The sequence below is a fragment of the Kutzneria kofuensis genome, from assembly GCF_014203355.1.
In the GTDB taxonomy this organism is placed as follows: Bacteria; Actinomycetota; Actinomycetes; order Mycobacteriales; family Pseudonocardiaceae; genus Kutzneria; species Kutzneria kofuensis.
In genome coordinates this window covers 3,022,776-3,048,617 of sequence record NZ_JACHIR010000001.1, presented here as the reverse complement: position 1 = coordinate 3,048,617, position 25,842 = coordinate 3,022,776, and the positions used below count along the sequence as shown (strand labels likewise).

Sequence of the window (25,842 nt, the reverse complement as noted above, 5' to 3'; positions counted from 1 at the left end):
TTCACCCTGCGGGAGGACACATGGCACGGCGCTTGCCCCTGCCCATCAGCGGCGTCGCGGCGGCCTTCGCCGCCGCGGCCGTACTGCTGCTGCCCCAGGCCGCCGCCACGAGCACCGTGGCCGCCACCGAGAGCACGCAGTCCGCCCAGCCCACCTTCGTCTACCGGGTCTCCGGCGCCGCCGCGACCGCGGAGAAGCTGTTCTCCTACGGCTTCGACGTGCTCGAGGAGCGCGACGGCAACGACCTGTTCGTGCTCGGCGCCGCCGCCGAGGGCGACCGGCTGCGCGCGGCCGGCTTCACCGTCAGCACCGAGAGCGCGATGAACCCGCCGAGCTGGACGCCGCCCAAGCCGCGGGCGACGAACAGCCCCACCGCCGCCGACGCCGGCGAGACGTACTACGGCGGCTACCACACGGTCAACGGCCAGTACGCGCACATGGACCAGGTCGCCCAGCAGCACCCCGACCTCGCCACGGCGTTCACCTACGGCCAGTCGTGGCTGAAGTCCAAGGGCCAGGGCGGCTACGACCTCAAGGGCATCTGCATCACCAAGAAGCAGGCCGGCGACTGCGCGCTCAACCCGAACTCGGCCAAGCCCCGGTTCTTCCTGATGGCGCAGATCCACGCCCGTGAGATCACCACCGGCGACGTCGCGTACCGCTGGATCGACTACCTGGTCAACAGCTACGGCACCGACAGCACGGTGACCGCTCTGCTCGACTCCACCGAGATGTGGGTGGTGCCGATCGCCAACCCTGACGGCGTCGACATCGTGCAGCAGGGCGGCAACTCGCCCAAGCTCCAGCGCAAGAACGCCGACAACAGCCACGGCAGCAACTGCGGCTTCAGCGGCCAGATCGGCGTCGACCTCAACCGCAACTACAACACCCACTTCGGCGGGGCGAGCACGTCCACCGATCCGTGCAGCGAGGTCTACAAGGGACCGTCGGCCGACTCCGAGATCGAGAACACCTCGATGGAGAAGCTGTTCCGCGAGCTGTGGCCGGCCCGCCGCACCGGCACCGGCGTCACCGACCCGGCGCCCGCCGACACCAAGGGCATCATGATGACGATGCACAGCGACGGCAGCGTGGTCATCTTCCCGTGGGACTACAGCTCCTCGGTGCACACCGGCAACGACGCCTCGCTGCGGGCGATCGGCAAGCAGCTCGGCGCGATCACCGGCTACCCGTACGGCCAGGCCGGGCAGGTGCTCTACAACGCGTCCGGCAGCACCGACGACTGGTCCTACGACAAGCTCGGCGTGGCCAGCTTCACCATCGAGGTCGGCGACAACGCCGGCCGCGGCTGCAGCGGCTTCCTGCCGAAGTACTCCTGCCAGGACAGCTTCTTCTGGCCCAAGATGCGCCCCGCTCTCGTCTACGCCGCGCAGCAGGCGAAGGCGCCGTACCAGAACCACTGATACCAACCGGCGAGAAGAAGGGGCGGAAGCCGAGCGGCCTCCGCCCCTTCTTCGTGTTCACGGGCCGAACCCCGCCCGCATCTTCCTGCCGGCGGCCGGTGCGGGTGGTCCGCCGGCCCCCCTTCTTTCCTTGTCCGACAAGCGGCGCGGGCGGCCCTACCTGAACCCCAGCGGCAGGTAGGCGCCGCCCGCGCCGGGCATCACCTGACGGTGTGGCTGTACGGGAACGCCTGCAGCGAGTCGCCGGCGTTGGCGAACCGGGTGAAGTCGCCCAGGTGGGGCACGACCGCGGCCAGTGGGCTCGAACGCATCTCCGACAACTCCGAACATCGCTGTAATCCCGTGCCAGACCACTCTTTGTGGCGGGCGTTGCGGGGTCAACCAACGAAAGTCGGGAGCTGTTCAGACTGAAGGACGATATTCCACAACGGACAGTGCCCGACTCGGCCGAATGGCCGGTTCCGACGGTGGAACCGGCCATTCGATCCGATTTGTCGCTGACAGGCCGGACAACCGGCCCCTCGGCCCGGGCTGCCCATGGCCTGTCGAGCTGTCAGCCCTTGGCCCAGGACTCCAGCATGCGGCGGGCGATGGACGTGACTCCGGGCAGGATCAGGCCGGGGCCGGTGCCACCGGCGGCGAGAGCGGCGGTGACCTCGTCGCGGTGGACCCAGCGGGCGTTCTCGATCTCGCCGTCGGCGAGCACCAGGGGCTTGCTCGGGTCGCCGATGGCGCTGAAGCCGACCATGAGCGACCGTGGGAACGGCCACGGCTGGCTGCCGAGATAGCGCACGGACTCGACGGTGATGCCGACTTCCTCGCAGATCTCCCGTACGACGCACGCCTCGAGCGACTCGCCGCCCTCGACGAAGCCGGCGAGCACTGAGTACCGGTCGGGCGGCCAGATCGGTTGGCGCGCCAGCAAAACCTGGTCGCCGCCGTCGTGCACGAGGCAGATCACGGCGGGGTCGGTGCGCGGGTATTCCTCACGCCCGCAGCCGGTGCAGTGCGTCGCCCACCCGGCCCGCTTCGACTCCGTCCGTGAACCGCACTTCGCGCAGAACCCGGCATTGTCGTGCCAACTGAGCACGGCCACGGCGGTGGTGAGCAGCCCGGCGTCCTCGGCGCTGAGCAGGCCACCGGCCAACCGCAGGTCCTGCCACACCGGCTCGTCGGTGTCCGGCAGTGTCGCGTCCCAGCCCATGCCCTCCTGCACGGGGCCGTCGGGCTCGGCGCGCACGGCCCAGTAGCAGACGCCGTCCTGCTCGCCGAGCAACACGGCATCCACGGGCGGCACCGGGCCGAGCGGCTCCGTGGACCGGAACTCCAGCACCGGCACGTCGCCGGAGCGCCGCATCGGCGCCCGGCCGCGGCGGTCGACGGGCAGCAAACGCGCCGTCGGCCACAGTCGCGCCAGCTGCTCGGCGTCGTCCCGCAGCACATCGTTGCGGGGCACGGCAGTGCGAGACAGCGCCGGCAGTTCGTCGAGCTGGAACCCGGCCGACGTGGTGCAGGCGGTCACGGGAGCACCACGCCGCCGATCGCCCGGAACTGCGGCGCCAGCACGTCCGCGTCGCCGACCACGATGCCGGTGAACTTCGTCGGCGCGAAGTACTTCTCGGCCGCCTCGGTCACCTGTTCCACGGTCACGTCGGCGATCCGCATCGGCTGGTCGCGCAGCCACTCGTAGGACAGGCCCAGCGCGCCGAGCGCGGCCAGCGTCGCGCACAGCCCCGCCTGCGACGAGGTGGAGGTGAGCAGCGAACCGATCGCGTACTGCCGCGCGTTGTCCACTTCGGACGCGCTCGGCGGCGACAGCACCAGTCGGCCCAGCTCGTACCGGGTCTCCCAGAACGCCGCCGGCGTCACGCCGCTGGCGGTGTCGGCCTCGACCAGCACGGTCGCGTTGTCCTTGGTGAACTCGAAGTACGAGTGCGCGCCGTAGGTGTAGCCCTTGTCCTCACGGATGTTCTCCACCAGCCGCGAGGAGAAGTAGCCGCCGTACACCAGGTTCGCCACCTGCAGCGCCGAGTACCCGGGGTCCGTGCGCGGCAAGGTCTGCGCGGACAGCCGGATCTGCGACTGCACGGCGCCGGGGCGGTGCACCAGCCGCACGTCGCCGGGCGTCAACACCGGCAGCGCCGGCAGTTCCACGGCGCTCGCGTCGGACTGCCAGCCGGACAGCACGGTGCCCACGGTCGCCACGGCGGCGTCCGGGTCGATGTCGCCGACGAGCACCAGCAGCGAGCCCCGCGGCAGCACGGACGCCTTGTGCAGGGCACGCACCTGCTCCGGCGTCACCTCGCCGATCTCCGCCGCCTCCGGCATCTCCTTGGCGAACGGGTGGTCGCCGTAGCGGTGCTTCTGCAGCGCCTCCCGCGCGATCACGCTGGGCTGCGACCGCGCCATGGTGATGCGCTCGACCAGGCGCTCCGACTCGCGGGCCACCTCCTCGTCCCGGTACACCGCACCGGTCAGCGCGTCCGCGAGGACGTCCAACAGCACGTCCAGGCCGCTGGCCAGGGCGCTGCCGCCGACGCTGAGCCGCTCCGGGTCGACCACGGAGGACAGGTCACCGCCCACCGCTGCGAGGTCGGTGTCGAACTGCGCGCGGTCACGGCGCTCGGTGCCGGTCAGCAGCGTGTTGGCCAGCACCTCGGCGCGCGCCGAGTGCAGCCGCTCTGTGCCGGCGAACGGGATGCGCAGCCGCACCTCCACCATCGGCACGGATTCCTTGCGCACGGCGATGACCCGCAGCCCGTTGGGCAGCACGGTGTCCACAAGGGACGGTTGCGCGGCCGCGGTCTGCTCGCCGAGCGCCGGCAGCGGGCGCGGCCCCTGCTCGGTGTGGCCGATCTGCTCGGCCGTGCGGTAGCTGGTGGTGGTCACTTGTTGCCTCCGGCGGCGGGAACGACGAGCACGGCCCGGGAATCCGGCCGCAGGGCCTTGGCGGCGGCCGCCACCTGCTCCGTGGTGACGGCACGGATCCGCTCCGGCAGCTCCGAGGCCAGCTCGGCGCGGCCGTGCAGCAGTTCCGAGGCGCCGAACGAGAGCGTGCGGGAGGTGATGCGGTCGTGCTCGCGGTGCATCGACGCCGCCCACCGCGCGGCCACGCGCGCCAGCTCGTCCTCCTGCGGCCCCGTCGCGGCCAGCTTCTCCAGCTCGTCGTCGAGCACGCCGAGGATCCGGTCCTCGGACACCTCGGGGGAGTGCATGGCGGTCACCGTGAACGTGTCGGGGTCACGCGCGTCCAGCGGCCCGAACAGGCCGGCGCCGACCGAGATGTCGGTGACCAGCGGCTCGCGGTGCACCATGCGCTGCTGCAGCCGCGAGGCGTCGCCGTCGGACAGCACCGCCGCCAGCACCACGTTCGCCAGGTAGCCGTCCAGGTCCGTGCCCGGGTCCGGCAGGCGGTAGCCCACCGCGAGGGCCGGCAGCGGCGCGTGCGGGTCCTCGTGCACGGCACGCTGCTCGCCCTGCGGGTGCGGCTCCGCGAACGACGGCCGCGCCGGCGTCGGCCGCGCCGGCACGTCGCCGAAGTGCTTGTTCACCAGCTCGGTCGCGTGCGCGACGGCGAAGTCACCGGCCACCGTCAGCACCGCGTTGCCCGGCGCGTAGTACGTGTCGAAGAACTGGGCGCAGTCGTCCAGATTGGCCTGCTCCAGCTCGGTGAAGTCGCCGTAGCCGTTGTGCGCGTTGGGGAAGGTCGAGTAGAGCACCGGCGGCAGCCAGATCCACGGGAATCCGCCGTACGGGGTGTTCAGCACCCGCAGCCGGATCTCCTCCTTGACCACGTCGATCTGGTTGTTCAGGTTCTCCTGGGTGATCCGCGGCGCCCGCATCCGGTCCGCCTCCAGGAACAGCGCCCGCTCCAGCGCCGCCGACGGCAGCGTCTCGAAGTAGTCGGTGTAGTCCGGGTGCGTGGAGCCGTTGAATGTGCCGCCCGACGACTGCACGTGCCGGAAGTGCGCCAGCTTCTCCAGGCTCTCGCTGCCCTGGAACATCAGGTGCTCGAAGAGGTGCGCGAACCCCGTCCGGCCCTCGGGCTCGGAGCGGAAGCCCACGTCGTAATGCACGCTCACGCCGACCACGGGGGCTGTGCGGTCGGGGGCGAGCACCACGCGCAGGCCGTTGGGGAGAGTGAACCTGTGCAGTTCCGGTGCGGCCATGAGAAGAGACTACGACCTCGCGAGGTCAGCCCCCGGTCGTACCGTGGTGATCAACCCCTGGTGCGATGTCCGCCTACGGCTGAACTGGCGATTGTTGCCGCATGAGCTTGTCAAGCATGGCCGCGGTGACCGCACTCGCTGTGTCCGCGGTCACACCGACTCCCGTCCCGGTGCTGCCCGATCTCGGCAACGACGGCTACCAGGTCGCCGCCTACGACCTCACCTACGACGTCGACCCGAGCACCTCGCTACTGCCCGGCATCGCCCGGATCACCGCCGTCGCCGATCGGCGACTGTCCGAGTTCCGGCTCGACTACGCCGGCGGCACGGTCGGCAAGGTCCAGGTCGACGGCCGCGACGCCGCGTATCACCTGGACAAGCAGAAGCTGGTCGTCGAACCGGCGGCGGCGATCCGGGGCCCGTTCACCGTGACCGTCGACTTCACCGCCGACCGCGCCGCCAAGGTGCCCTCGCCCGTGGACGACACCGCGGGCTGGGCGAACAGCCCCGACGGCGGCTTCGCGTGGTTCGGGCAGCCCGACCGCGCCCACCTCTTCTTCCCCTGCAACGACGCCGTCGAAGACAAGGCGTACTTCACGTTCCACGTGACGGTCCCGGCCGGCTGGACCGCTGTGGCGAATGGCCCCCTTGTCTCACGTCACGACACGAAAACCGCATCTACTTTCACCTACGCCTCGTCGCATCCCTTCGCGCCCCAGCTCGCACAGGTGGCCGCCGGCAAGTACGCCTTGGTTGCGGGAACCGGACCGAACGGCCTCCCACTTCGCAGCGCGGTGCCGGATCCGGCCGCCGCCAAGCCGATGCTGGACCAGCTGCCGAGCTTCCTGGACTGGCTCCAGGAGCGCATCGGCCGCCCCTTCCCGTTCGAGACGGTCGGCGTGCTCGGCGCCGCGACCCGGCCGATGCAGACGGACGCCCTGGAGACGCAGACACTGCCCGTGTTCGAGGCGGACGCGCTCACCAGGCCGGAGAACGGCTACGTGGTCGTGCACGAGTTGGCGCACCAGTGGTTCGGCGACTCCGCCGGCATCGCCGACTGGAACGACATCTGGCTCAGCGAGGGCTTCGCGAGCTACTTCGACCACCTCTACAGCGCCGAGCACGGCGGCCAGTCCCTCGCGGACGCGTTCAGGTGGGCGTACGAGGTGCTGGATCCCAAGGCGCGGTCCCTGGGCATCACGCCGGCGAACCCGACCCGGCCGGACGTGCTGCTGGGGGTCGGCCGCGGCGAGGGCTCGCTGGTGGTCTACGCGCTGCACGAGAAGGTCGGCGACCAGGTGTTCCACCGCATCGTCGACACCTACCTGGACCGCTACCGCGACGGCTCCGCCACCAGCGCCGACTTCATCAGGGTGGCGACGAGCGTCGGCGGCAAGGACCTGGGCCCGTTCCTGCGGGACTGGCTGTACGGCAGCACCACGCCGCCGATGCCGGGCCACCCGGACTGGACGCCTAAGCCTTCAACGAGCGAAGGTGACCGCTCTGCGCCAGCACCCCGTCCAGGGAGCTGAGGAACGCCGGGAACCGGGTCGCGAAGCGGTCCAGGTCGCGGGCCTGCTCCGCCTCGCCGAACCAGTACAGGCCGGGTGTGCCGTCGGCGTCCGGGTCGAGGCCGCGGAACGCCGCCAGCCACCGGTCGGTCTCGCCCAGCACGACCGCGTACGGCAGCGACCGGGAGAACACCATCTCCCGGTCGCTGTCCGGGATGTCCGTGGGCGACACGGTCGTCAGGTACGTCAGCAGACCGCGCACCTGGTGCAGCAACGCGCTGCCGCGCCGGGTGCGCGCCGGCATGGACCGCGAGCCCGCGGCGAGCGCCGCGCCCGCGATGACCACGGCGAGGCCGAGCAGCGCGTGGCCGATCGTCAACGCCAGCACCACCGTGAGCACGATGCCGAGCGCCACGATGCCGATGCCGCCCCACCACCAGCGGCTGCGCTCGGTGTCGGGCCGGCGCGCGAACCACTCCTTGGCCACGACGTCCGAGTACAGCGCGTTGCGCACCGCCGTGAGGTCCACGCCCTTGCCGCGCAGCTGCGACAGCTGCACCTGGTCGGCGTCACCGAGCAGCGACGAGTACACCGCCTTCTCGTACGCCGTGAGCGAGTCGTCGGCCGGGTTGCGGCGCACGATGCGCCAGTCGAGCACGCCGTCGCCGGGCACCTCGTCGATCCACAGGTAGTTGCGCACGGCCAGGTCGATGACGGTCGCCGTCACGTCCACGACGTCCACGTGCTCGTCGATCACGGTGCCGACCTGGCCCGGCAGCACGCCGTCGGGGGAGGCGAACGCCACGCGGCCGCCCGTGTCCTTGGCCAGCACCTCCACCGCACCCACGTCACCGGCGAGCGCCTTCGCGTCGCGGCCGCGGGCATACCAGAGCAGACCGAGGCCCGCCAGCAGCAGCACGACCAGCACCAGCAGGCCGATGCCGGTCTCCGGGGTCAGCGCGAACGCCGACGCCAGCGCGTTGGTCGCCTCCACGCGCTCGTTCACCGGCACCGTGCCGTTCGGCAGGCCGACCGCGAAGTCGACACGCTGGCCGGGCGTCAGCGTGTCCTGCTCGGCGGTCGGCACGCCGCCCTCGCCGATCTGCGACAGCCCGCACGCGGTCGTCGAGTCCGGATCGCCCGCCAGGCAGGTGATGGACTGTGGCTCAGCCGGCGTCACCACGGACACCGTGAGCCGATCGATCGTCACGTCCCAACCGCTGGCCACCTGCCAGCGCACGTCCTCGTGCGACCCCTGGTCCGCGACGGCGCCGTCGACCACGTAGCTGACGGTCGACTCGCCCGCGCCCAGGTGCACCGTCAGGTTCTGGTCGTCCGCCGACACGCTGCCGTTCCCGGTCACCTTCGCCTGCGCGACGGTGTACACGCGTTCGGTGTCGGGGCCTGCGGTCAGCCGCAGCGGCGCGGTCCGGTTCGCGGACCTGCCGGCCGGCACGGTGACCTTCTCGCTGACCGTGAGCTTGCCGTCCCGCTCGACCTTCAGCGCGACCTGCGACTGCACGCCGCCGTCGGCCGGCGCCGCGGCGTGCGGGGCGAACAGCGCGCCTGCGGAGAACGTGAGGGTGGCCACGGCCAGGCCCCAGTTGGTGAACACGGGAGCGGACAATAGTGCAGCCCGCCTATCCTTGCGGCGATATCCACGATCGGGGCGAATGCGGCCCACGAGCAGAGGGCGTAGATGGACAACCGGGGCGCGTTCGACGATCCACTGCGGGAACCCGGTCATCTTCCGAGTGCCACTCCGAAACGGATTCCACAGCGGACACCCGTGGAACGGTTCGTCTCGCTCGGTGCTCTGGGACTCGTGCTGGCGCTTGTGTTCGGCGTCGACTACTTCCGTCCGACCGAGGCGGTCGCCGGTGTCGCGCAGCCGGAGGCGCCGCGACAGGTCGTGGCCCTGGCGACCAACCCGCTGCTGACCTACTCCACGTCGCTCGCGCAGAACACGTGCACGCTCCCCAAGTTCGGCCGCGCGGTGGAGCAGTTACGCGCGTACCTGACGGCGGAGCTCACCTGTCTCGACGCCGCGTGGAAGCCGGTCATCACCGAGCTGAACATGCCGTTCGAGCCGACGAAGCTGACCATGGACGACAACTCCGGCTCGTGCCGCTCACGTGGCGACGGCACCCCGGTCGCGTTCTACTGCGGCGCCGACAACGAGCTGCACATGCCCGTGGAGTCCGTGCTCGACGGCACCGACGGCATCCCGGCGGTGGTGCTCGGTGTGCTCGCCCACGAGTACGGGCACCACGTGCAGGACATGAGCGGCATCCTGCTCGCCGAATCTCGCCGCGAGCAGAGCGCCGGCCGCGACACCGAGGCCGGGCTGGAGCTTTCTCGCCGGTTAGAGCTGCAGGCGAACTGCTTCGCCGGTATGTTCCTCGCCAGCGTTGCCGGCCGTGGCTCGATCAGCCGGTCGATGGCCGGCGACGGCGCCGCCGCGTTCGCCGACGGTGGCGGCGAGAAGGACCACGGCACCGCGGCGCACCAGGGTCGGTGGGCGCAGATCGGGTACCAGGAGAACAAGACCGCCGCGTGCAACACGTGGTCGGCGCCGCAGGGGGACGTCAGTTGAATCCGTGGAACTCCGGCAACGTGCCGCAGGGCCCGTTGCCGCCGCCGCTCCCAAGCCCGTACCCGCCGCGAATGCAGCCGCCGCCCCCGCCCAACCCGTACTACGGCCAGCAGCCGCCGCCCAGCTACAACCCCTATCCGATGCCGCCGGCACGGCCCGTCATGCCGCCGCCGGTACACGCCCACGGTCCGCTGGGTCCGCCGCAGCGACTGTCGCCCTACCCGCCGCCTCCGCCACCAAGGCGGCCTTCGCGGCGCCCGTTCGTCACGCTGTTCCTGATCGGACTCGTGGTACTCGGCGTCGCCGTGATCGGCCTGAGCGGGCACGGCCGCAGCCGGCAGCGCACCGCGCCGACACCGACCAACCTGCCGACCTCCGTGCCGACGAACTCGCCCGGCGCCGGCAGCACCGACGGCGGCGTCGACAAGCTCGGCGACAACCCGCTGTTCACCGCCGCCGGGCCCGGACCGGTGACCTGCACGCTGCCACGCTGGCAGTCCGTGCCGGCCGCGTCGAACGCGTACTTCACCGCGGCGCTGCCGTGCCTGGACCGGGCGTGGCAGCCCGTGCTGCAGTCCGTGAACCTGCCGTTCCACGAGCCGAAGCTGGCGTTCCCCAGCGGCAAGACGTGGAGCAGCCCCTGCGGCTCCGTGTCGCAGGAAGAGGCCGCGGCGTTCTACTGCAACGGCGACCAGACGCTGTACATGCCGATGTCTGGGCTGCAGACCGACGAGATCGGCAACCGGCCCGGCGCCTACCTCGCCGTGTTCGCGCACGAGTACGGCCACTTCGTGCAGGACCTCAGCGGCGTGCTGACGGCCGCCCACAAACAGGAATACGACGGCGTCGACCCCGACAGCCCCGCCAGCCTCGAGGTGTCCCGCCGGATCGAGCTGCAGGCGCAGTGCTTCTCCGGGCTGTTCCTCGCCGCCGCTGCCGGCCGCGGCTCCGTCGACAACACCGTCGCGCGCGACGCCCAGAACACGCAGGACCGCGGCGACCAGCCCGGCGAGCGCCGCGACCACGGCACCAGCGAGCACGCGTCGGCGTGGTGGACCCAGGGCTTCGTGAAGAAGACGGTCGCCCAGTGCAACACCTGGGTGGCCAGCAGCGCCGACGTGCAGTGACTCATCCAGGGGGAGAACGTCAGTGACCCAGCCGCCCGGCTGGCAACCCGGCTACGGCGGCGTGCCGCCACAGGTCCCGTCGGCTCGCCCGCTGCCGCCGCCGGTGCCCAGTCCGTATCCGCCCGGCAGTCCGTACGCGCCGGGCTACCCACCGCCTCCGCCGGTCGCACCGCCGCCGGTGAACTGGTCGCGGCCGCCCGTCGTAGCACCAGTGATGCCGCCACCAACGAGCGCTTGGCACGGCCAGCCGCCACCAAGGCGGCCTTCGCGCGGCCCCATCGTGGCGATCGTGCTGGTGGCGGTCGTCCTGGTCGTCATTGCGGCGATCGGCCTGAGCCACTTCGGCGGCTCCCAGCCCGCGGCCAACTCCGGCGCCTCGGCGACCACGACGTGGACGCCCGAACCGACGACAGCCACCACGTCGCCGAAGCGGACCACCACGCACCGGACCACGACCACGCCCTTGCCGACGACCAGCCGGCAGACGTCCCGACCGCCGGCCACCAGCACCCAGCCGGCCGGGCCGCAGCCGGTGGCCAGGCTGGCCGACAATCCGCTGTTCGACGTCGGCGGCCTGCCGGCGACAACCTGCAAGCTCGCGCGGTGGACGACCGATCCGGCTGGTGCCGAGCGGTTCTTCCGCAGCGCGCTGCCCTGCCTGGACGCCGCGTGGGCACCCGTGATGAAGGCCGCCGGCCTGCCGTTCTTCGAGGCGAACCTGGCCTTCCCCGGTGGCGCCACCTGGAACAGCCCCTGCGGCTCCGAGTCCGCCGCCAGCGGCCGGGTCGCCGCGTTCTACTGCCCGACGAACAACACCATCTACATGCCCTTCGCCGCCATCCAGACCGATCTGTACGGTGCCCACCCCGGCGTCTACCTCGCGTTGTTCGCGCACGAGTACGGGCATCACGTGCAGGACATGTCCGGCATCGACACCGCATACGGGCGGGAGGCCAACAACGCGCGCACCGACGACGACCGCCAGGAGATGTCCCGCCGGTTCGAACTCGAGGCGCAGTGCTTCTCCGGCATGTTCCTGGCGTCCACGTCCGGCCGTGGCGACGTGGACGGCAACATCACGCACGAGGCGCAGACCACGCAGGACCGCGGCGACCACAACGGCCCGCCGCGCGACCACGGAACCGACGAGCACGCCAGCGGCTGGTGGAATTCGGGCTTCCAGCGCAACAGCCTCGCCCAGTGCAACACCTGGTTGGCCAGCTCCGCCGACGTCGCCTGAGTGGCAGGCTCGCGGTCATGGACACGCGTGAGTGGATCGCCGCCGTCGGCGGCCAGGGCGAGCGGCTCGCCGCCGCCGCGGAGCGGGCCGGCCTGGCCGCACCCGTGCCGACCTGCCCGGACTGGGTCGTTCGGGACCTGCTGCTGCACCTCGGTGGCGTGCACCGCTGGGCCGCCACGATCGTCGGGCAGGCCCGGACCGAGCCCATCGATCTCGCCGAGCCGCACGACATCGCCGACGAGCTGCCCGACGACGGCGGCCTGATCGCCTGGTTCCGTGACGGCGTGACCGGGTTGGTGGACGTCCTGACCGCGGCGCCCGCCGACCTCGACTGCTGGAAGTTCATGCGGACCGCGCCGTCGGGATCGTCCTTCTGGGCCCGTCGACAGGCGCACGAGACCACCATCCACAGCGTCGACGCCGAGGCCGCCGCTGGGCTGCGCTCGCCGATCCCGTCCCCGCTGGCCGCCGACGGAGTCGACGAGATGCTGTGCGGCTTCCTGCCCCGCAACCGCCGGCTGCACGCCGACGAGGAACGGTCTGTGCTGGTCAGCGCCACCGACACCGGCGACAACTGGCTCGTCCGCTACGGCCCCGAGCGCCCGGTCGCCTCACGTGTTCCGGCACCCGTCGACGCTGATAGCACCGTCGCGGGCACCGCCGAGGAGCTGTACCTGTCGCTCTGGAACCGCCGTCCCTGGCACGGCCTCACCGGGGACGAGGGGCTCGCGTCGCTCTGGTCCGACAAGGTCCAGGTCCGCTGGTCGTGATCAGCTGGCCGGCGTGTTGCTCGGCTCCGCGTTCTCCTCGACCTTGTCGTCCTCGCCGGCCGGCTCCTCGTCGGTCACGGCCGCCGGTTCGGCGGGCGCCTCGGGCAGGACCTCCGGCTCGTCCGCCCCGATCACGGGCGCGGGCGCTGCCGTAGCGGTTTTCGGAACTGGCTGGTACCGGATTAAGTAGGCGTACAGCGCGCCGGCCACGGCGCTCAGGCACAGCAGCACCGCCGTCAACCGGCCGTCGCGGTTGCCGCCGACCTGCGCCGCGTCGGCCGGATGGGCGCTGAGCTGGCCGTTCTCGCCCGTGATGACGACGTCCAGCGATGTGCCCTTGGCCTGCCCGCAGCCGTCCAGCGGCACCTGTTTCTTGCCGCCGTCGACGGTGACCTCGACCGTGTCGTGCGCGTTCGCGCTGCCACACTGCGCCGAGGTCACCACCGTCGCCTTGGTGTGCACGGCCGACGGAGCGTCGGTGTTCGGGAAGCCGAGCGTCGGCCACCACACGAGCACCGCCGCACCGATCCCGACCAGCCCGATGACCAGCAGGATCAGCACCCATCGCACCTGGGTCTGCCGAGCCGCCACGCGACCATCGTCCCAGACACGCGGCCGTGAGGCACCCAGGCCGTCAGGAAGTCGGCGTCGTCGTCGGCGCGGCGCTGGTGCTCCGCGGCTGCGCGACGCGCACGCTCAATGCCTGCGCGCCCTTGACCACGGCGGTCACGCGCTGGCCCTGCTGCAGCGGACCGCCCTGGATCCTCGTCGCCGAGTCAGTGGTCAACGTCTCAGTGCTGCCGTCCTTCTTGGTGACGACGAGCTGCGCGCCGGACACCGTGGCCACCGTGCCGGTCACCCGGCTCTCGCCGGCCGGCAGCTGCTTGGCCTTCTTCGACGGCGCGGTCGCGGAGGTGGACGGCGCGGGGGAGCCGGAGGCGTCCGTCGAGCACGCCGCGAGGGTCAGGCCGGCGGCCGCGGTCAGGACCAGCGCGCCGATGGTTCGCGTCAGGGAGTGCGTCATGACGACCACCGTCCCGGCCCCAGCTGAGCGGAGGCTGAAACGTCGGCCAGCCGCCACCCGTGCGGCGGTCGGGCCGACCAGAATGGGGTCGTGTCGGTCGCCCGGATCTTGATCGTCGAGGACACCGAGGCGATTCGCGCCGCGGTGCGCTCCGCCCTGCGTGACAGCGGCTACGAGGTGCTGGCCCGGCCGGACGGCCGCGAGCTGGAGGCCGACCTCGCCCAGTTCCGGCCGGACCTGGTCGTGCTCGACATCATGCTGCCGGGCCGGGACGGCTTCCAGCTGCTGGAGGTGATCCGGCGGGCCAGCAACGCCGGCGTCGTGATGCTCACCGCTCGCGACGGCGTGCCCGACCGGTTGCGCGGGCTCGAGGGCGGCGCCGACGACTACGTGCTCAAGCCCTTCGTGCTCGCCGAGCTGGTCGCCCGCGTCGGCGCCGTGCTGCGCCGGCTCGGCCGCACGCCGTCCGCCGTGCAGATCGGCGACCTGCTCGTCGACGCCGACTCCGGTGTCGTGCTCTACGCCGGCGCGACCGTCGACGTCACCGCCACCGAGCTGCGGCTGCTCTGCTACCTGGCCGCGCAGCGCGGCCGTGTCGTCAGCAAGACCCAGATCCTGACCAGCGTCTGGGGCTACGAGGACTACGACCCCAACCTGGTCGAGGTGCACGTCAGCGCCCTGCGCCGCAAGCTCGAGGCGCACGGTCCCCGGCTGCTGCACACCGTCCGCGGGCTCGGCTACGTGCTGCGGGTCGGTGCCGCGTGAAGAGCGGCTCGCTCCGCCTTCGGGTCACGTTGTGGGTCACCGTCGCGCTCGCCGTCGTGCTCATCGCGCTGGTGGTCGTCGTCGACGCGCTGTTCAGCCGGCAGACCGTGCAGGACCAGACCAACCTGATCCGGGACCGTGTGCAGCTCGCCAACCAGTTGGAGAAGCAGCGCCTCCAACCGGAGCAGCTGTACGCGCGGCTGTCGCTCGGCGGCTACATCTTCGTGCGGATCACCGAGCCCAGCGGTCTCGTGCTCGGGCCGAAGATGGCGCAGGCCGCCACCACACCCGCCCCTCGGACCGTCACCTATCGCAACGGCACCCGGATCACTTTCTTCGCCGACTCCGAGACGCGGCCGCAGACCAACCTGCGCCGACTGCTGATCATCGTCGGCATCTCCGCGTTGGCCGTCACCGCCGTCGCCCTGATCTTCATCGTGCGGTTCGCGCTGCGGCCCCTGGACCACATGGCCACCCTCGCCCGCTCCATCGCCGCCGGCGACCGGGGCCGTCGGCTCGCACCCGCCCGTACCGACACCGAACTCGGGCGCACCGCCGCCGCCTTCGACAACATGCTCGACGAGCTGGAAGGCGCCGAACAGCAGGCCCGCCGGGCCGAGTCCCGCACCCGGCAGTTCGTCGCCGACGCCGCGCACGAGCTGCGCACCCCCATCGCCGGCTTGCAGGCCGTCGCCGAGTCCGTTCTCCAGCAGAACCCCGAGACCGATCCCGAGGAACGGGACCGGATGCTCCTGCTGCTCGTTCGCGAGTCCCGCCGTGCCGGCCGCCTCGTCGACGACCTGCTCGCCCTCGCCCGTATCGACGCCGGTCTCGACCTCCAGCACGAGCCCGTCGACCTGCGGCACCTCGCCGACGCCGAGGCCGACCGCACCCGGGTGCTCGCCCCCGAGCTCACCATTTCCGTCGACGGCCCCTCCGTCGTCGTCTCCGGCGACCCTCAACGCCTGGCCCAGGTGCTCGCCAACCTCATGAACAACGCCCGCCAGGCCACCGGCGGCTCCGGCTCCGTCTCCCTCACCGTCGGCGCCGCCGCCGGCTACGCCCACCTCGTCGTCGCCGACACCGGCCCCGGCGTCCCCGACGCCGACCGCGAACGGATCTTCGACCGCCTCGTCCGCCTCGACGAGGCCCGCGCCAGCGCCTCCGGTGGCTCCGGTCTCGGCCTCCCCATCGCCCGCGGCATCTGCCGCGCCCACGGCGGCGACCTCCGCTGCGAGCCGCCGCCCCCAGGCATCCCCGGCGCCGTCTTCCGGATCACGCTGCCCCTGCCGACCACCCTCGACGCCCCAACCGTGGCATTCCCGTCTCTAACGCCCTGAGCTGCAGAAACGGCACTTTTCCGACATTCTTTTCCGCTGTAACGGCGGCCGACGCATGGTCGATACCGGTGCAGGAATCGAGTGCCCATTGTGGACACCGCATTAGGGGAGAACAGCACGTGTCAAGACGCCTTGCGCCTTCGGCGCTGGTGCTCACGCTCGTCAGCTCGGCCGCTCTCGCCGTGCCCGCGAACGCCGCCACGGCCACTGACCTCTACGTCGCTCAGCGCAGCATGTCCTGCCTCGACACCGGCCCAGGCACGCAGAACCAGCCGTTCTGCACCGTCCAGGCCGCCGCCGACGTCGCATTACCGGGGCAGACCGTGCACGTCGACGCCGGGGACTACGCTCCGGTGACCATCACGAGGTCGGGCTCGCCCGGCACGCCGATCACCTTCGTCAGCGTGAAGCAGCTCCTCGGCGCTCCGGTCCAGACTGCGGTGGGCTTCACGAGCGACGGCTACCAGGCCCCGCACGCGTTCACCGTGACGGGGTCGCACGACATCGTCATCAGTACCTTTGACACCGTGGGCACGGCCGGCGCCTTCGTGATCGACAACTCGAGCCGGGTGACCGTCGACAGCAACTATGTCAGCGTCGGCCACGGCCTGGAGACCGCGCCGACGGCGGGCGTGAGCCTGACCAACGGCAGCAGCGCGGTCACTATCAGCCGGAACCTGATCACCGGATGGGGCGCCACCGGCGTTTCCGTGGGCCAGGGTGTCACCGACAGCACCGTCACGACGAACCTGATCCGGGGCAACTACGGTCCGGGCGTCGTCGCCACTGACGCTCCGGGCACCGTGGTCTCGAGCAACACCGTGTTCGGCAACTGCGTGGCCGGCATCTCGCTCGGCGGCGCCACCACGGGTGCGACCGTCGAGAACAACATCGTGGGCAGCAACGACGCGACCGTCTCCAACGAGCCGAACTGCAAGGTGCACCGCTCCCCGTCGAGCGCCGAGATCGTGGTGGCCGCCGGCTCGACCGACGGAACCGTCGTCGACTACAACCTGACGCACCCCCTCTCGGGGGGCTCCGCGTACAGCTGGGGCGGAGTCGGGTACAAGACATCGGCGGACTTCCACTCGGCTTCGGGCCAGGGCGTGCACGAGATGACCGCCGACCCGAAGTTCGCGGCCAGCGCCACGCTCGCGCTGGCCGAGGGCTCGCCGGCGATCGACTCCGGCGACCCGACGGCGCCGGGTGAGCTCCCGACCGACCTGAACCACGCCCCTCGCGTGGACGATCCGCTCGCCGCCAACGCGAGCGCGGGGTTCGCCGATCGTGGCGCGTCGGAGCTCCAGGATCCGTTCCAGCTCAAGCAGTTCGATGTCTCCCCGACCCAGGGCCCGTCCCCGCTGCCGGTCACGCTCAAGGCGGAGGTCGACGACCCGTGGTCGACGCAGCCGTCCTACACGTTCGAGTTCGGCGACGGCAGCGCGCCGGTGACCACCGGCTCGCTTGCGGTCCAGCACACCTACGAGCACGCGTCCGATTCCAGCTACGAAACCGAAGTGACGGTCAACCTCCCGGCCGGCGTGACGCGCCACGCCGCGAACCTTGTCAAGGTCACGACGCCGGCCCCGCCGGTCGCCAAGCTGACCGTACGTCAGGTCGGGCCGCTGACGGTGGACGTGGACGCCCGCGACTCGACCGACCCGTGGGCGATCACCGAGTACGACTACGACCACGGCGACGGAAGCCCGGTGATCAAGAGCCCCAACGGCACCGATGACTACACCTACGCCACCCCCGGCACCTACACGATCACGATGACCATGCGGGACGGCGGTGGCAACGCGACCACGACGTCGCGGCAGGTCACCGTGGGTGGTGCCTATGTCCCCGCCGGACCGCAGCGGCTGCTGGACACGCGGGACGGCAGCGGCCCGGTGGGCCCGGGCGGCCAGACGAGTGTGCAGGTGACCGGGACATATGGCGTCCCGACGACCGGCGTCACGGCGGTGGTCCTCAACGTGACGGCGACCGGCCCCACCGCGGACAGCTTCCTGTCCGTGTACCCGAGTGGCGGAGCCAACCCCGGCACGTCCAACGTCAACTTCGGCGCCGGGCAGACCGTGCCCAATCTGGTGACGGTGCCGGTGGGTCCGGACGGAAAGGTTGTGATCGCCAACCACAGCGGCTCGGTGGACGTCGTCGTCGACCTGCAGGGCTACTACCAGGCGTCGCCGGCGGCGCGGACCGGCAACTTCCTCACCACGGTCCAACCCCGTCGGGTCATGGACACCCGTGACGGCACGGGCGGTGTGCCGCAGGCCCCGGTCCACGGGACCCAGGTGCTGAACGTGATGGGCCTCGGCTCGGCGGTCGTGCTGAACGTGACGGTGACCAACGCGAGCACCGACAGTTTCCTCACCGTCTCGCCGGACGGCGTGCCCACGCCGACGGCGTCCAACCTGAACTACCGCGCCGGGCAGACCACCTCGAACCTGGTGATCGTGCCGGTGCCGATGAGCGGCAAAATCGACGTCACCAACCACTTCGGCAGCGCCGACGTGATCGCCGATGTCGAGGGTTCCTTCGACGAGTGGTATGCCACCCAGACCCCGAGCACGGCGTTCATGCCCCTCGCGCCGTCACGGCTGCTGGATACCAGAGACCACGCGACGCCGGTCGGCCCGAACGGCACCCTGGGCCTGAGCGTGGCCGGTGTCGGTTCGGTGCCGGCGTACGCCAAGTCGGTAGTGCTCAACGTGACGGTGGTGAATCCGACCGCCAGCAGCTTTCTGACCGTGTTCCCGAGCGGCGACCGGCCGAGCACGTCGAACCTCAACTTCGGCGCGGGGCAGATCACCCAGGGGCAGGTCATCGTGCCGATCGGACCGGACGGCAAGGTCGACTTCTACAACCTGGCCGGCACGGTCGACGTCGTCGCCGACGTGTTCGGCTACTTCGCCTGACGACCCGATGGGGTGGGGGCCAACGGCCCCCACCCCGCTTACGGGTCTTCGCGGTCCAGGCCGGCGCCGTCCCAGGTGGTGTGCGTGCAGGCGACGCCGCGTCCGTTCTTGGGGCGCAGGACGTCGTAGATGTGCATGCGCGGGATCTTGGACGACACGCCCCAGCCGCTGGGCCAGGTGATCACCCAGTCCATGTCGAGGTCGACGAGCAGCCCGAGCATGCGGGCGATGGTGGGGTCGTCGAGGCGCTCGAAGGCCTCGTCGAGCAGCACCAGCCGCAGGGGAGCCTCCTCGCCGCCGCTGCTGACGGCGTCGTAGAACGACGCGGCGGCGGCGAAGAGGGTCACGTACGACACGAGCCGGGTCTCACCGGAGGACAGCTGCCGGAGCCGCCGGACCCGGGGCTTGCCGTCGGGGCCGGTGTCGCGGACCCGAACGGTGAACGAGTACCAGGTCCGGTAGTCGAGGGCCCGCGCCAGGATCTCGGCGTAGCCGCTGGAATGGGCGTCCCGCTCGGCCTCGATCCGCTCGGTGATGACCTGCCGGAGCAGGTCGTCCTGCTCGGACGTGCGGTCGGCCAGAGGCGTCCGCACGAGCTCGAGGGCCTGCTTGGTCCGGTCGTCGAGGGCCGCCGACGGCCGCCATTCGAGCTGGACGTGCACGCCCTGGCTGGACCGAGCCTGGTCGAGCACGTCGTTCATCCGCCGGCACAGGTCCTCGGCGACCTCGATCTGCCCGCGCAGCCGCTCGGCCAGGTCCCGGATCAGGTAGTCGGCGAAGATCGACTGGTACCGCTCGCCGAGGAAGCCACGCTGCTCGGCCAGCCGCTGCGACACCCGCAGCGCGGCGTCGGCGACGGGGCGCGGCCCGTCCTCCCCGGTGACGGTCACGGTCAACACCCCGCCGGCGGTCTCGGCGCCGATGTCGTGCGTGCCGGCCAGCGAGGTCTGCAGCACCTGGAGCTTGCCGATGACGGTGCCCTCGGTCGAACCCTTGCGATCGCCGGCACCGTCGAGCAGCGCCAATGCGCCGTCGACCTCGGCGGGCAACTCGACCTCGGGGAACGCCGCCGACCACACACCCGGCGCCGCCAGGGCCTGCTCGAACGCGTCCACCGCGGCCGAGGCATCTCCCTCCCGACCGGTCAACTGCGCCCGCTTCGTCTCCAGCAACGTCTCCAGCTTCGTCGCCTGCTCACGCAGCTCGACGACCTTCTCCCGCGACTGCGGCAGCTGCTTGCGCAGGGCCCGCCGCTCCGCGTCCAACGTCGCCAGCTGCCGCGAGACCTCCTCGGCCTCGCCGCCGATGGCCGAACTCAGCTCGGCCAGCCCGTGCGACCGGTCCGCGTACTCGACGCACAGCGCGTCCGCCGCCGACTCCGCCTCGGTCCGGTCGGTCAGCGCCGCGTGGTGGTGCTGCATCGCGTCGATCAGGTCGATGACGGTCCGCGCGCACCGCCCGGCCAACGCCTCGGCCAGCTGCTCGGCGGCTACCCGCGCCTCCGACGCCGCCCGATTCGCCCGATCGAGTGCTTCCGTGTCGACGGTGTCGCCCAGCCCGATGCCGGCCTCGGACGCCGCCTGCACCAGCTCGGCCCGCGCCGCATGCCACCGCTCGTCGCTGGCCTGGTGCTCGGCGCGCAGCGAGTAGGCGCGCTCCTCGGCCTCCTGCGCCGACTCCTTCGCGCTGGTCAGCTTCGCGTGCGCGGAGATCAGTTCGCCGTCGTCCGGGAACGTCTCGACGTGCTGCTCCCACTCGGCCGCGGCCGCACGCGCCTGGTCGCACATGCGCTCCGCGTCGGCCAACTCGACGTGCAGCCGCTCGACCGCCGAGCTCAGCTCGGCCAGCCGACGCTGCCGTGCCGCCTCCCGAGCGCCGGTGCCGACGAACTCCGCGACCGGCTTCGTCTGAGCCCCGCACAGCACGCCGGCCCGCCACGCGCCGCTCGTCGCCAGCACCAGGCCGGGCGTCTCGGTCGACGCCGGCTCGTCGGCGACACCCACCGCCGCCAGCAGCTTCGCCACGACCTCGCTCGGGACCGGGCAGCCCGGCTCGGCCGCCGGGATCAGCACGTCGGCCAGCGTCCGGCCGTCCGCCGCCGGGCCGGCGAGCGCGATCACCTCGGCCAGGTCGGCATCGGAGACACGACCGGTCGCCGAGACCCGAGCCGTCAGCAACCCGCTCGCCTGCAGCGCCGCCTCCAGGCCGGCCTGCTCGGCCTCCGGCAGTGTCGGCACGAAGTCGACGAGCCGGTGGAACGCCGACGGATCGGACTGCTCGTCCGCGCCGCCGGAACGCAGCGCGACGACCTCGGCCTCGTACTGCGTGATCGTCGCCCGCAGGTCGTCCAGCCGCTGCTCGGCGCCCACGACCCGCTGCCGCAGCTCGTGCGACTTCGGCGACGCCCACTGCCGCACGCTGTCCCGAGCCGCCCGCGCCGCGCCGCGATCCTCGATCAACCGCTCCGCGGTCGGCGGCTGCGGCCCGTTCTCCGCGGCCCACCGCCGCGCCTGCTCACGCCACACGTCCACGGCCGTCGCCAACTGCTGGCCAGCCTCGTTGCGACGCCCGGCCGCCTCGGTCGCGGTCAGCTGCGCCTGCCGCGCCGCGCGATGCAGCTCCTCGACGTCACGCAGCTGACGGTCCGACGCCAGCGCCCGCTCGTGCAGCGACAACGTCAGCGCATTGCGGCGACGAGCCTCGGTCGCGACCTGCTCGGCCTGCCGACCGGCGTCGCTGAGCGTGTCGAGGAGCGACTGCGGATCGATCGCCGGCAGCAGCCGCCGGTCGATCGTCAACGCCTCGGCCTCCGGATCCGGCTTCGCCCGCACCCGGTCCTGCGTCACCTGCGCGTCGGTTGGCGGCATCGGCGGCACCTTCGGACACAGATCGCCGTCCAGGCCGGCGATCGCCAGCCGCTCACGCGCGTGCCCCGCCAACTCGTCGGCGCTGTCGATGTCGAGCCCGAGCCGCCGCAGCACCGCCAGCACGGAGTCGACCGCGCGGTCCTCCTGCGCGCGCTGCCGGCTCGCGGTGTCCAGCGCCGCCTCGGCCGCCGACCGCGACCGGGCGACCAGTTGCTCGCGGTCCTGCAGGTCCCGCATCCCGCGATACGCCGGCAGCTCCTTCAACGCCTCGATACGCGCGTCGAGCTGGCTGTCCTGCGCCTCCTGCTCGGCGACCGCCTGCTCTGCGGTCACCCGGCCGTCCCGCGCCGCCGCGAGCTTCCGCTCCAGCGACTCCAGTTCAGAACCAAGCGCCGTTAGGCTCTTACGGCTGCTCACCACCTTGTCGCCGAAGCCGCGCAGGCTCGCCAGCGCGTAGCCGGAGTAGGTGCCGAGGAACGCCGTCAGCGCCGAGTCGGCGGTGGTCAGCCGCGTGATGTTCTCGCGGATCGACTCCAGGTCGTCGAACGACGTCGCCAGCTGCTCGACCAGCGCCACGTCCAGCGGCGGCAGCGCGTCGGACAGGATCTGCTCCAGCTGGCCTTCCAGCACCTTCAGGCCGACGTCCGGATTGCGCAGCGTCCGCTGCAGGTGCAGCAGGTCGGCGTAGCGGGCCGCCGGCACGCCGTAGACGGTCTCGGCGATCTTCGCCCGGAACGCCGCGTCCTCGAACATGCAGTCCGCGCCGACCAGGTCACGCAGCTGCGCCGGCCCGATCGGCACCCGGTCCGGCCCGGCCAGCCGCAGGTCCTTGCCGACGCGGGCCGAGGTGACGAACCGCCACGAGTCGGTGATCTGCTGCGAGGTCTTCGACGCCTTCACGCCGAGACCGCAGGTCAGGTACTCGTCCTCGCCCCGGCGCAACTCGATCCAGGCGTAGCCGATCCGGTTCGGACCGCCGTCGTAGTCGTCCAGCATGAGCCGCCGGATGCTGACCGTGTCGAAGCCCTTCGAGCCCAGCTGCCGCAGGTCGCCGTCCAGACACAGCGGGAGCAGCAGCTCCAGCGTGCGCGACTTGCCGGAGCCGTTGGTGCCCTGGAAGATCGCCCGCCCGCCGGAGAAGTCGAAGACCTGCTCGGCGTACTGCCACACGTTGACGATGCCACCCCGGTGCAGCGTCCAACGCTGATCGCTCACAGTTCACCTTCTCCGTCGAACAGGGACCAGCCGGGCTCTTCGGGTTCCGCCGGCGGTGGTGGCGGGGTGCTGCGCGCCGGCGTGTCGTCCGGCTGCGGCACCCAGCGGTGCGCGGTGGGCGCGATCAGCCAGCCCTCGACCGGGTCGTCGACGGCCAGCCCCATGCGGACCAGCAGGTCCAGCACGTCGTTCGTGAGCCGGTCGAGATCCTCGGTGGCCTGCCGCGACCACGCCGCCGGATAGTCCTCGACGAGCTGCGCGCAGATCAGCCGCACCTGCCCGTACTGCACCGGGTGCCGGCCGTCGGGCCGCGGCTCGGGCGGCTCGACGTCGTCGGCGAACAACTCCGGATCCGGGTCGGCGATCAGCTCCGGCAGCGCCAGCAGCGCGATCCGGGCGACCGTCCCCGACCCCGGGAACAGCACGTCGGTGAGGTAGTCCTCGGGGTCGGTGACCGCGACGCCCTCCAGCCGCGTCTCGGTGACCAGCCCGAAGTTGCGTTCGAGCAGCGCCGACTCCCGACGCTGGTTCCGCCGCAGCCATTCCATCTGGTCGGGCGGCAGGTCGGTCTGGAGCACGACCGGATTCTCGACGAGCTTGCGCCGCACGGCGTGCTCGGCGCCGCGCGGGCCGGGCCGGGCGGCGAGCTCGATCAGGTGATCCGGGCCGGTCGCCTCCAGCAACGGGCCGGACAGCAGCTGCCCGAGCAGATCGGTGTCGATGGTGATCAGTGCCTCGGCCGGCCCCTCGGTGCCCCACGGCGCGACGGTGCCCTCGGTCTCCGTGATCACGCCCAACGCGAGCAGGTGACGCAGCGCCGCCGTCAGCGCGCGGCGGTCCGGCAGGTCATCCGTGACGGCGACGCCGGCCTCGACCGCAGCCGCCCGCACGTCGGTGACCAGGCGCGACAGCAGCACCTGGCGGCCGACGCCGGTCAGCGCGGCGATCGTCAGCGCGAAGTAGGTGTAGCCGCGCGGCGACAGCGTCGGCTCCCCGCGGGTCGGGTCGAAGCCCGGCCCCGGCTTGTAGAGGCGGGCGAAGCGGCGCTCCACCACGAGCCGGTACGCCAGCAGCCCGGCGAACAGGTCCTGGAGCGTGGTGCGGTGCCGGTAGACGAGCGGCAGCAAGTCGCCATCTGGTCCGTCCGCACGCAACAAAGGCCGCCTCAGCAGCACGCGAGCGCAGCGCACCACGTTCGCGGCGTCGATGTCGGAGAGGCCGTCGAGCACGTCCTTCATGCGCCGGCCTCCAGCGCCACGGACGCGTTGTGCAGGGTCAGCGTGCCGCCAGCGGTCTTGATGGTCGTCGTCCGGCCTTCCTCGGGGGTGACGGTGAGCTTCAGCCCGCGCACCGGGTCGGCGGCCGAGCCGACGTCCTCGGCCCGCTCGCGCTGCGCCATCGCCATCGTCAACAGCTCGCAGAACACGTCGAGGGCGCCATGGGAAAGCCGGCTCTCCTCGATCGTCGGCGCCGCCTCCACCAGCTCGGTCACCGCCTCCGAGCGTTTCTTGTCGACATGTCGCGCCTCGGCGAGCAGCGCCTGCTCGGTGATCGGGTCGTCGACGATCCGGGACGTCCGGCCCCGCGCGCCGCGGTCCCCGCGGCTGCGCACACTGACCGTCACGTCGAGCACCGGGCCGTCACGCCATGGGGTGTGTTCGTCGTCACCGTCGTGTTCCGGCGACGGCAGCAGATTGCGTGCCGAGTAAAGCCCGAACGCGGCGGCGTAGAGCGAGTGCGCCTGGTCCGGCGTCGCACTGTCGAACCAGCCGGCGAGCTTCAACAGCTCGGCCCGGCGACCCGGCAGCAGCCCGCCGCCGGAGGTCGCCCGTTTCACGCTCGCGAGCAGTGACCCGATCGCGCGGCCGGTCGCTTCGCGTAGCGCTGTGACCTGACTGGGTCGACCCGGACGGTCGACGAACCAGTCGGTCAGGTCCTGCCAGTCCGCCGCGGTCCGGCCGCGTGACCGTTCGATCGCAGTCCCCGCGAGCAGGTCGTCGGAGCCGAGCGCGTTGGCCGGCCCGAGTAGCCGCAGCAGCTCGCTCCGGCCCCGCGCCAGCTGCCCGAGCGACTCCGCGATCGCCGGCGTGTGCCGCAGCACGTCCTCGACGACCATCTGGATGTACTCGACGAGCAGGTTGCGGAAGCCGGAGATCTCGTCCGGCGCCAGGTGGTGTCGCGTGACGATCTGACCCAGGTAGGCGTAGAAGTCGCGGACCGTCACCGCGAGCTCCGCGTGCTGCAGGAACAACGTCGTGACCTGCTCGGCCAGCGCCTCCCGGGCCCGCTTCGCGCCCGGACCACCCTCGGTGAACACCGCGTCCGACAGCGACCGGCCGAGCTGGCCGAGGCCGCGCTCGATCGCCGGCAGCAGCTCGCGCGACACCTCGCGGGCACCCTCCGGAACCCGCAGCAGCTCGTCGACGTCGCGCTGCACCCGCACCGCGAGCTTGCTCACCTGGTAGCGGACGCTGCCGTGCTGGAACTCCGCGATGCTGGCAGCGATCACCTCGCGCCGGCCCGGCACCAGGTTGCCCCACTCCACCAGCTGCTTGAGCCGGGCGATCACCGTCTCGATCCGGGACTCACCCGGGTCGATCAGCCCCTCCCGCTCCGCCGCCGCCAGCTTCGCCGCCACCTCACCGGCCGACAGGTCGGCCAGCAGCGTCGACGCGAACAGCCGCATCGTCGTCAGATAGGTGCGGTGATGCTCGCGGGGCTGGAGGTACGCGTACAGCAGCAGCCTGCGATCGGTCGACTCCGAGCCCGGGCCGGACGCCGTGAGCGTGTCCTGGGCGTGCTGCTCCTGCTCCACGGTCGGCCACATTAACCGGCCCGCGCCCGGTCGCTGAGCCACCTGTCGCCGAACG

The 25,842-nt window shown here is 71.7% G+C and carries 18 protein-coding genes; 9 read left to right on the top strand and 9 right to left on the bottom strand.

What is annotated here, in order from left to right:
• Window positions 1-20 precede the first annotated feature (20 nt).
• Window positions 21-1,424: a M14 family zinc carboxypeptidase gene (locus BJ998_RS13770; protein WP_184861782.1), complete on the top strand. Its 1,404-nt coding sequence runs from the start codon at window positions 21-23 to the stop codon at window positions 1,422-1,424.
• A gap of 553 nt (window positions 1,425-1,977) precedes the next feature.
• On the opposite strand, the gene nudC is transcribed toward BJ998_RS13770, so the two are convergent.
• The 3 genes from nudC to BJ998_RS13755 are packed head-to-tail and all read right to left on the bottom strand — an operon-like array spanning window position 1,978 to window position 5,593.
• Window positions 1,978-2,946 (bottom strand): NAD(+) diphosphatase, encoded by a 969-nt coding sequence (gene nudC / locus BJ998_RS13765; protein ID WP_184861780.1) that lies wholly within the window; start codon window positions 2,944-2,946, stop codon window positions 1,978-1,980.
• The gene (locus BJ998_RS13760; RefSeq protein WP_184861778.1) at window positions 2,943-4,313 is read right to left on the bottom strand and encodes a M16 family metallopeptidase; all 1,371 of its coding nucleotides are present in this window, start codon (window positions 4,311-4,313) and stop codon (window positions 2,943-2,945) included. The genes nudC and BJ998_RS13760 overlap by 4 nt, the downstream gene beginning before the upstream one ends.
• Entirely contained in the window at window positions 4,310-5,593 is a 1,284-nt protein-coding gene (locus BJ998_RS13755) for a M16 family metallopeptidase (RefSeq protein ID WP_184861776.1), read from the bottom strand. The genes BJ998_RS13760 and BJ998_RS13755 overlap by 4 nt, the downstream gene beginning before the upstream one ends.
• A gap of 125 nt (window positions 5,594-5,718) precedes the next feature.
• Between BJ998_RS13755 and BJ998_RS49155 the strand changes: the two genes are divergently transcribed.
• Window positions 5,719-7,125: a M1 family metallopeptidase gene (locus BJ998_RS49155; RefSeq protein ID WP_184861774.1), complete on the top strand. Its 1,407-nt coding sequence runs from the start codon at window positions 5,719-5,721 to the stop codon at window positions 7,123-7,125.
• Here BJ998_RS49155 and BJ998_RS13745 read toward each other — a convergent pair.
• Window positions 7,067-8,719, bottom strand: a complete 1,653-nt coding sequence (locus BJ998_RS13745) for a DUF2207 domain-containing protein (protein ID WP_184861771.1) — start codon at window positions 8,717-8,719, stop codon at window positions 7,067-7,069. The genes BJ998_RS49155 and BJ998_RS13745 overlap by 59 nt on opposite strands.
• A gap of 174 nt (window positions 8,720-8,893) precedes the next feature.
• Between BJ998_RS13745 and BJ998_RS13740 the strand changes: the two genes are divergently transcribed.
• From BJ998_RS13740 to BJ998_RS13725, 4 genes are all read left to right on the top strand, one after another.
• Window positions 8,894-9,700 (top strand): neutral zinc metallopeptidase, encoded by an 807-nt coding sequence (locus tag BJ998_RS13740; RefSeq protein WP_184861769.1) that lies wholly within the window; start codon window positions 8,894-8,896, stop codon window positions 9,698-9,700.
• A gap of 71 nt (window positions 9,701-9,771) precedes the next feature.
• Window positions 9,772-10,827 carry a neutral zinc metallopeptidase gene (locus BJ998_RS13735; protein ID WP_184861767.1) on the top strand — a complete coding sequence of 352 codons (1,056 nt, stop codon included), beginning with the start codon at window positions 9,772-9,774 and terminating at the stop codon, window positions 10,825-10,827.
• Window positions 10,828-11,116: 289 nt separating this feature from the next.
• Window positions 11,117-12,067 carry a neutral zinc metallopeptidase gene (locus BJ998_RS13730; protein WP_184861765.1) on the top strand — a complete coding sequence of 317 codons (951 nt, stop codon included), beginning with the start codon at window positions 11,117-11,119 and terminating at the stop codon, window positions 12,065-12,067.
• Between the two features lie 17 nt (window positions 12,068-12,084).
• The gene (locus BJ998_RS13725) at window positions 12,085-12,837 is read left to right on the top strand and encodes a maleylpyruvate isomerase family mycothiol-dependent enzyme (protein ID WP_184861763.1); all 753 of its coding nucleotides are present in this window, start codon (window positions 12,085-12,087) and stop codon (window positions 12,835-12,837) included.
• Here the strand turns inward: BJ998_RS13725 and BJ998_RS13720 are convergent, their stop codons facing one another.
• Window positions 12,838-13,428, bottom strand: coding sequence for a hypothetical protein (locus tag BJ998_RS13720; RefSeq protein ID WP_184861761.1), 591 nt, complete (start codon window positions 13,426-13,428; stop codon window positions 12,838-12,840). It abuts the gene before it with no gap.
• Window positions 13,429-13,471: 43 nt separating this feature from the next.
• Window positions 13,472-13,861, bottom strand: a complete 390-nt coding sequence (locus tag BJ998_RS13715) for a hypothetical protein (protein ID WP_184861760.1) — start codon at window positions 13,859-13,861, stop codon at window positions 13,472-13,474.
• 90 nt (window positions 13,862-13,951) lie between these two features.
• On the opposite strand from BJ998_RS13715, the gene BJ998_RS13710 reads away from it, so the two are divergent.
• From BJ998_RS13710 to BJ998_RS13700, 3 genes are all read left to right on the top strand, one after another.
• Window positions 13,952-14,626 carry a response regulator transcription factor gene (locus tag BJ998_RS13710; protein WP_184861758.1) on the top strand — a complete coding sequence of 225 codons (675 nt, stop codon included), beginning with the start codon at window positions 13,952-13,954 and terminating at the stop codon, window positions 14,624-14,626.
• On the top strand, window positions 14,623-15,966 hold the full coding sequence (locus tag BJ998_RS13705; protein ID WP_184861756.1) for a sensor histidine kinase: 1,344 nt from the start codon (window positions 14,623-14,625) through the stop codon (window positions 15,964-15,966). The genes BJ998_RS13710 and BJ998_RS13705 overlap by 4 nt, the downstream gene beginning before the upstream one ends.
• 119 nt (window positions 15,967-16,085) lie before the next feature.
• Complete coding sequence (locus BJ998_RS13700) at window positions 16,086-18,890, top strand: PKD domain-containing protein (protein WP_184861754.1); 2,805 nt, start codon at window positions 16,086-16,088, stop codon at window positions 18,888-18,890.
• A gap of 38 nt (window positions 18,891-18,928) precedes the next feature.
• Here BJ998_RS13700 and BJ998_RS13695 read toward each other — a convergent pair whose 3' ends face one another.
• Genes BJ998_RS13695 through BJ998_RS13685 form a run of 3 tightly spaced genes read right to left on the bottom strand, consistent with a single transcriptional unit; the run spans window position 18,929 to window position 25,787 of the window.
• Window positions 18,929-22,972: a TIGR02680 family protein gene (locus tag BJ998_RS13695; RefSeq protein ID WP_184861752.1), complete on the bottom strand. Its 4,044-nt coding sequence runs from the start codon at window positions 22,970-22,972 to the stop codon at window positions 18,929-18,931.
• On the bottom strand, window positions 22,969-24,210 hold the full coding sequence (locus BJ998_RS13690) for a TIGR02678 family protein (protein WP_184861750.1): 1,242 nt from the start codon (window positions 24,208-24,210) through the stop codon (window positions 22,969-22,971). Before BJ998_RS13690 ends, BJ998_RS13695 begins: the two co-directional genes overlap by 4 nt.
• A complete protein-coding gene (locus tag BJ998_RS13685) occupies window positions 24,207-25,787 on the bottom strand; it encodes a DUF2397 domain-containing protein (protein ID WP_312890097.1) in 1,581 nt (526 codons plus the stop codon). The genes BJ998_RS13690 and BJ998_RS13685 overlap by 4 nt, the downstream gene beginning before the upstream one ends.
• Window positions 25,788-25,842 lie beyond the last annotated feature (55 nt).

What these genes read in the sequence shown, in the direction of transcription:
- BJ998_RS13770 (WP_184861782.1), top strand. Translation starts at nt 21, where the DNA reads ATGGCACGGCGCTTGCCCCTGCCCATCAGCGGCGTCGCGGCGGCCTTC.
- BJ998_RS13755 (WP_184861776.1), bottom strand. Translation starts at nt 5,593, where the DNA reads ATGGCCGCACCGGAACTGCACAGGTTCACTCTCCCCAACGGCCTGCGC.
- BJ998_RS13735 (WP_184861767.1), top strand. Translation starts at nt 9,772, where the DNA reads ATGCAGCCGCCGCCCCCGCCCAACCCGTACTACGGCCAGCAGCCGCCG.
- BJ998_RS13725 (WP_184861763.1), top strand. Translation starts at nt 12,085, where the DNA reads ATGGACACGCGTGAGTGGATCGCCGCCGTCGGCGGCCAGGGCGAGCGG.
- BJ998_RS13715 (WP_184861760.1), bottom strand. Translation starts at nt 13,861, where the DNA reads ATGACGCACTCCCTGACGCGAACCATCGGCGCGCTGGTCCTGACCGCG.
- BJ998_RS13690 (WP_184861750.1), bottom strand. Translation starts at nt 24,210, where the DNA reads ATGAAGGACGTGCTCGACGGCCTCTCCGACATCGACGCCGCGAACGTG.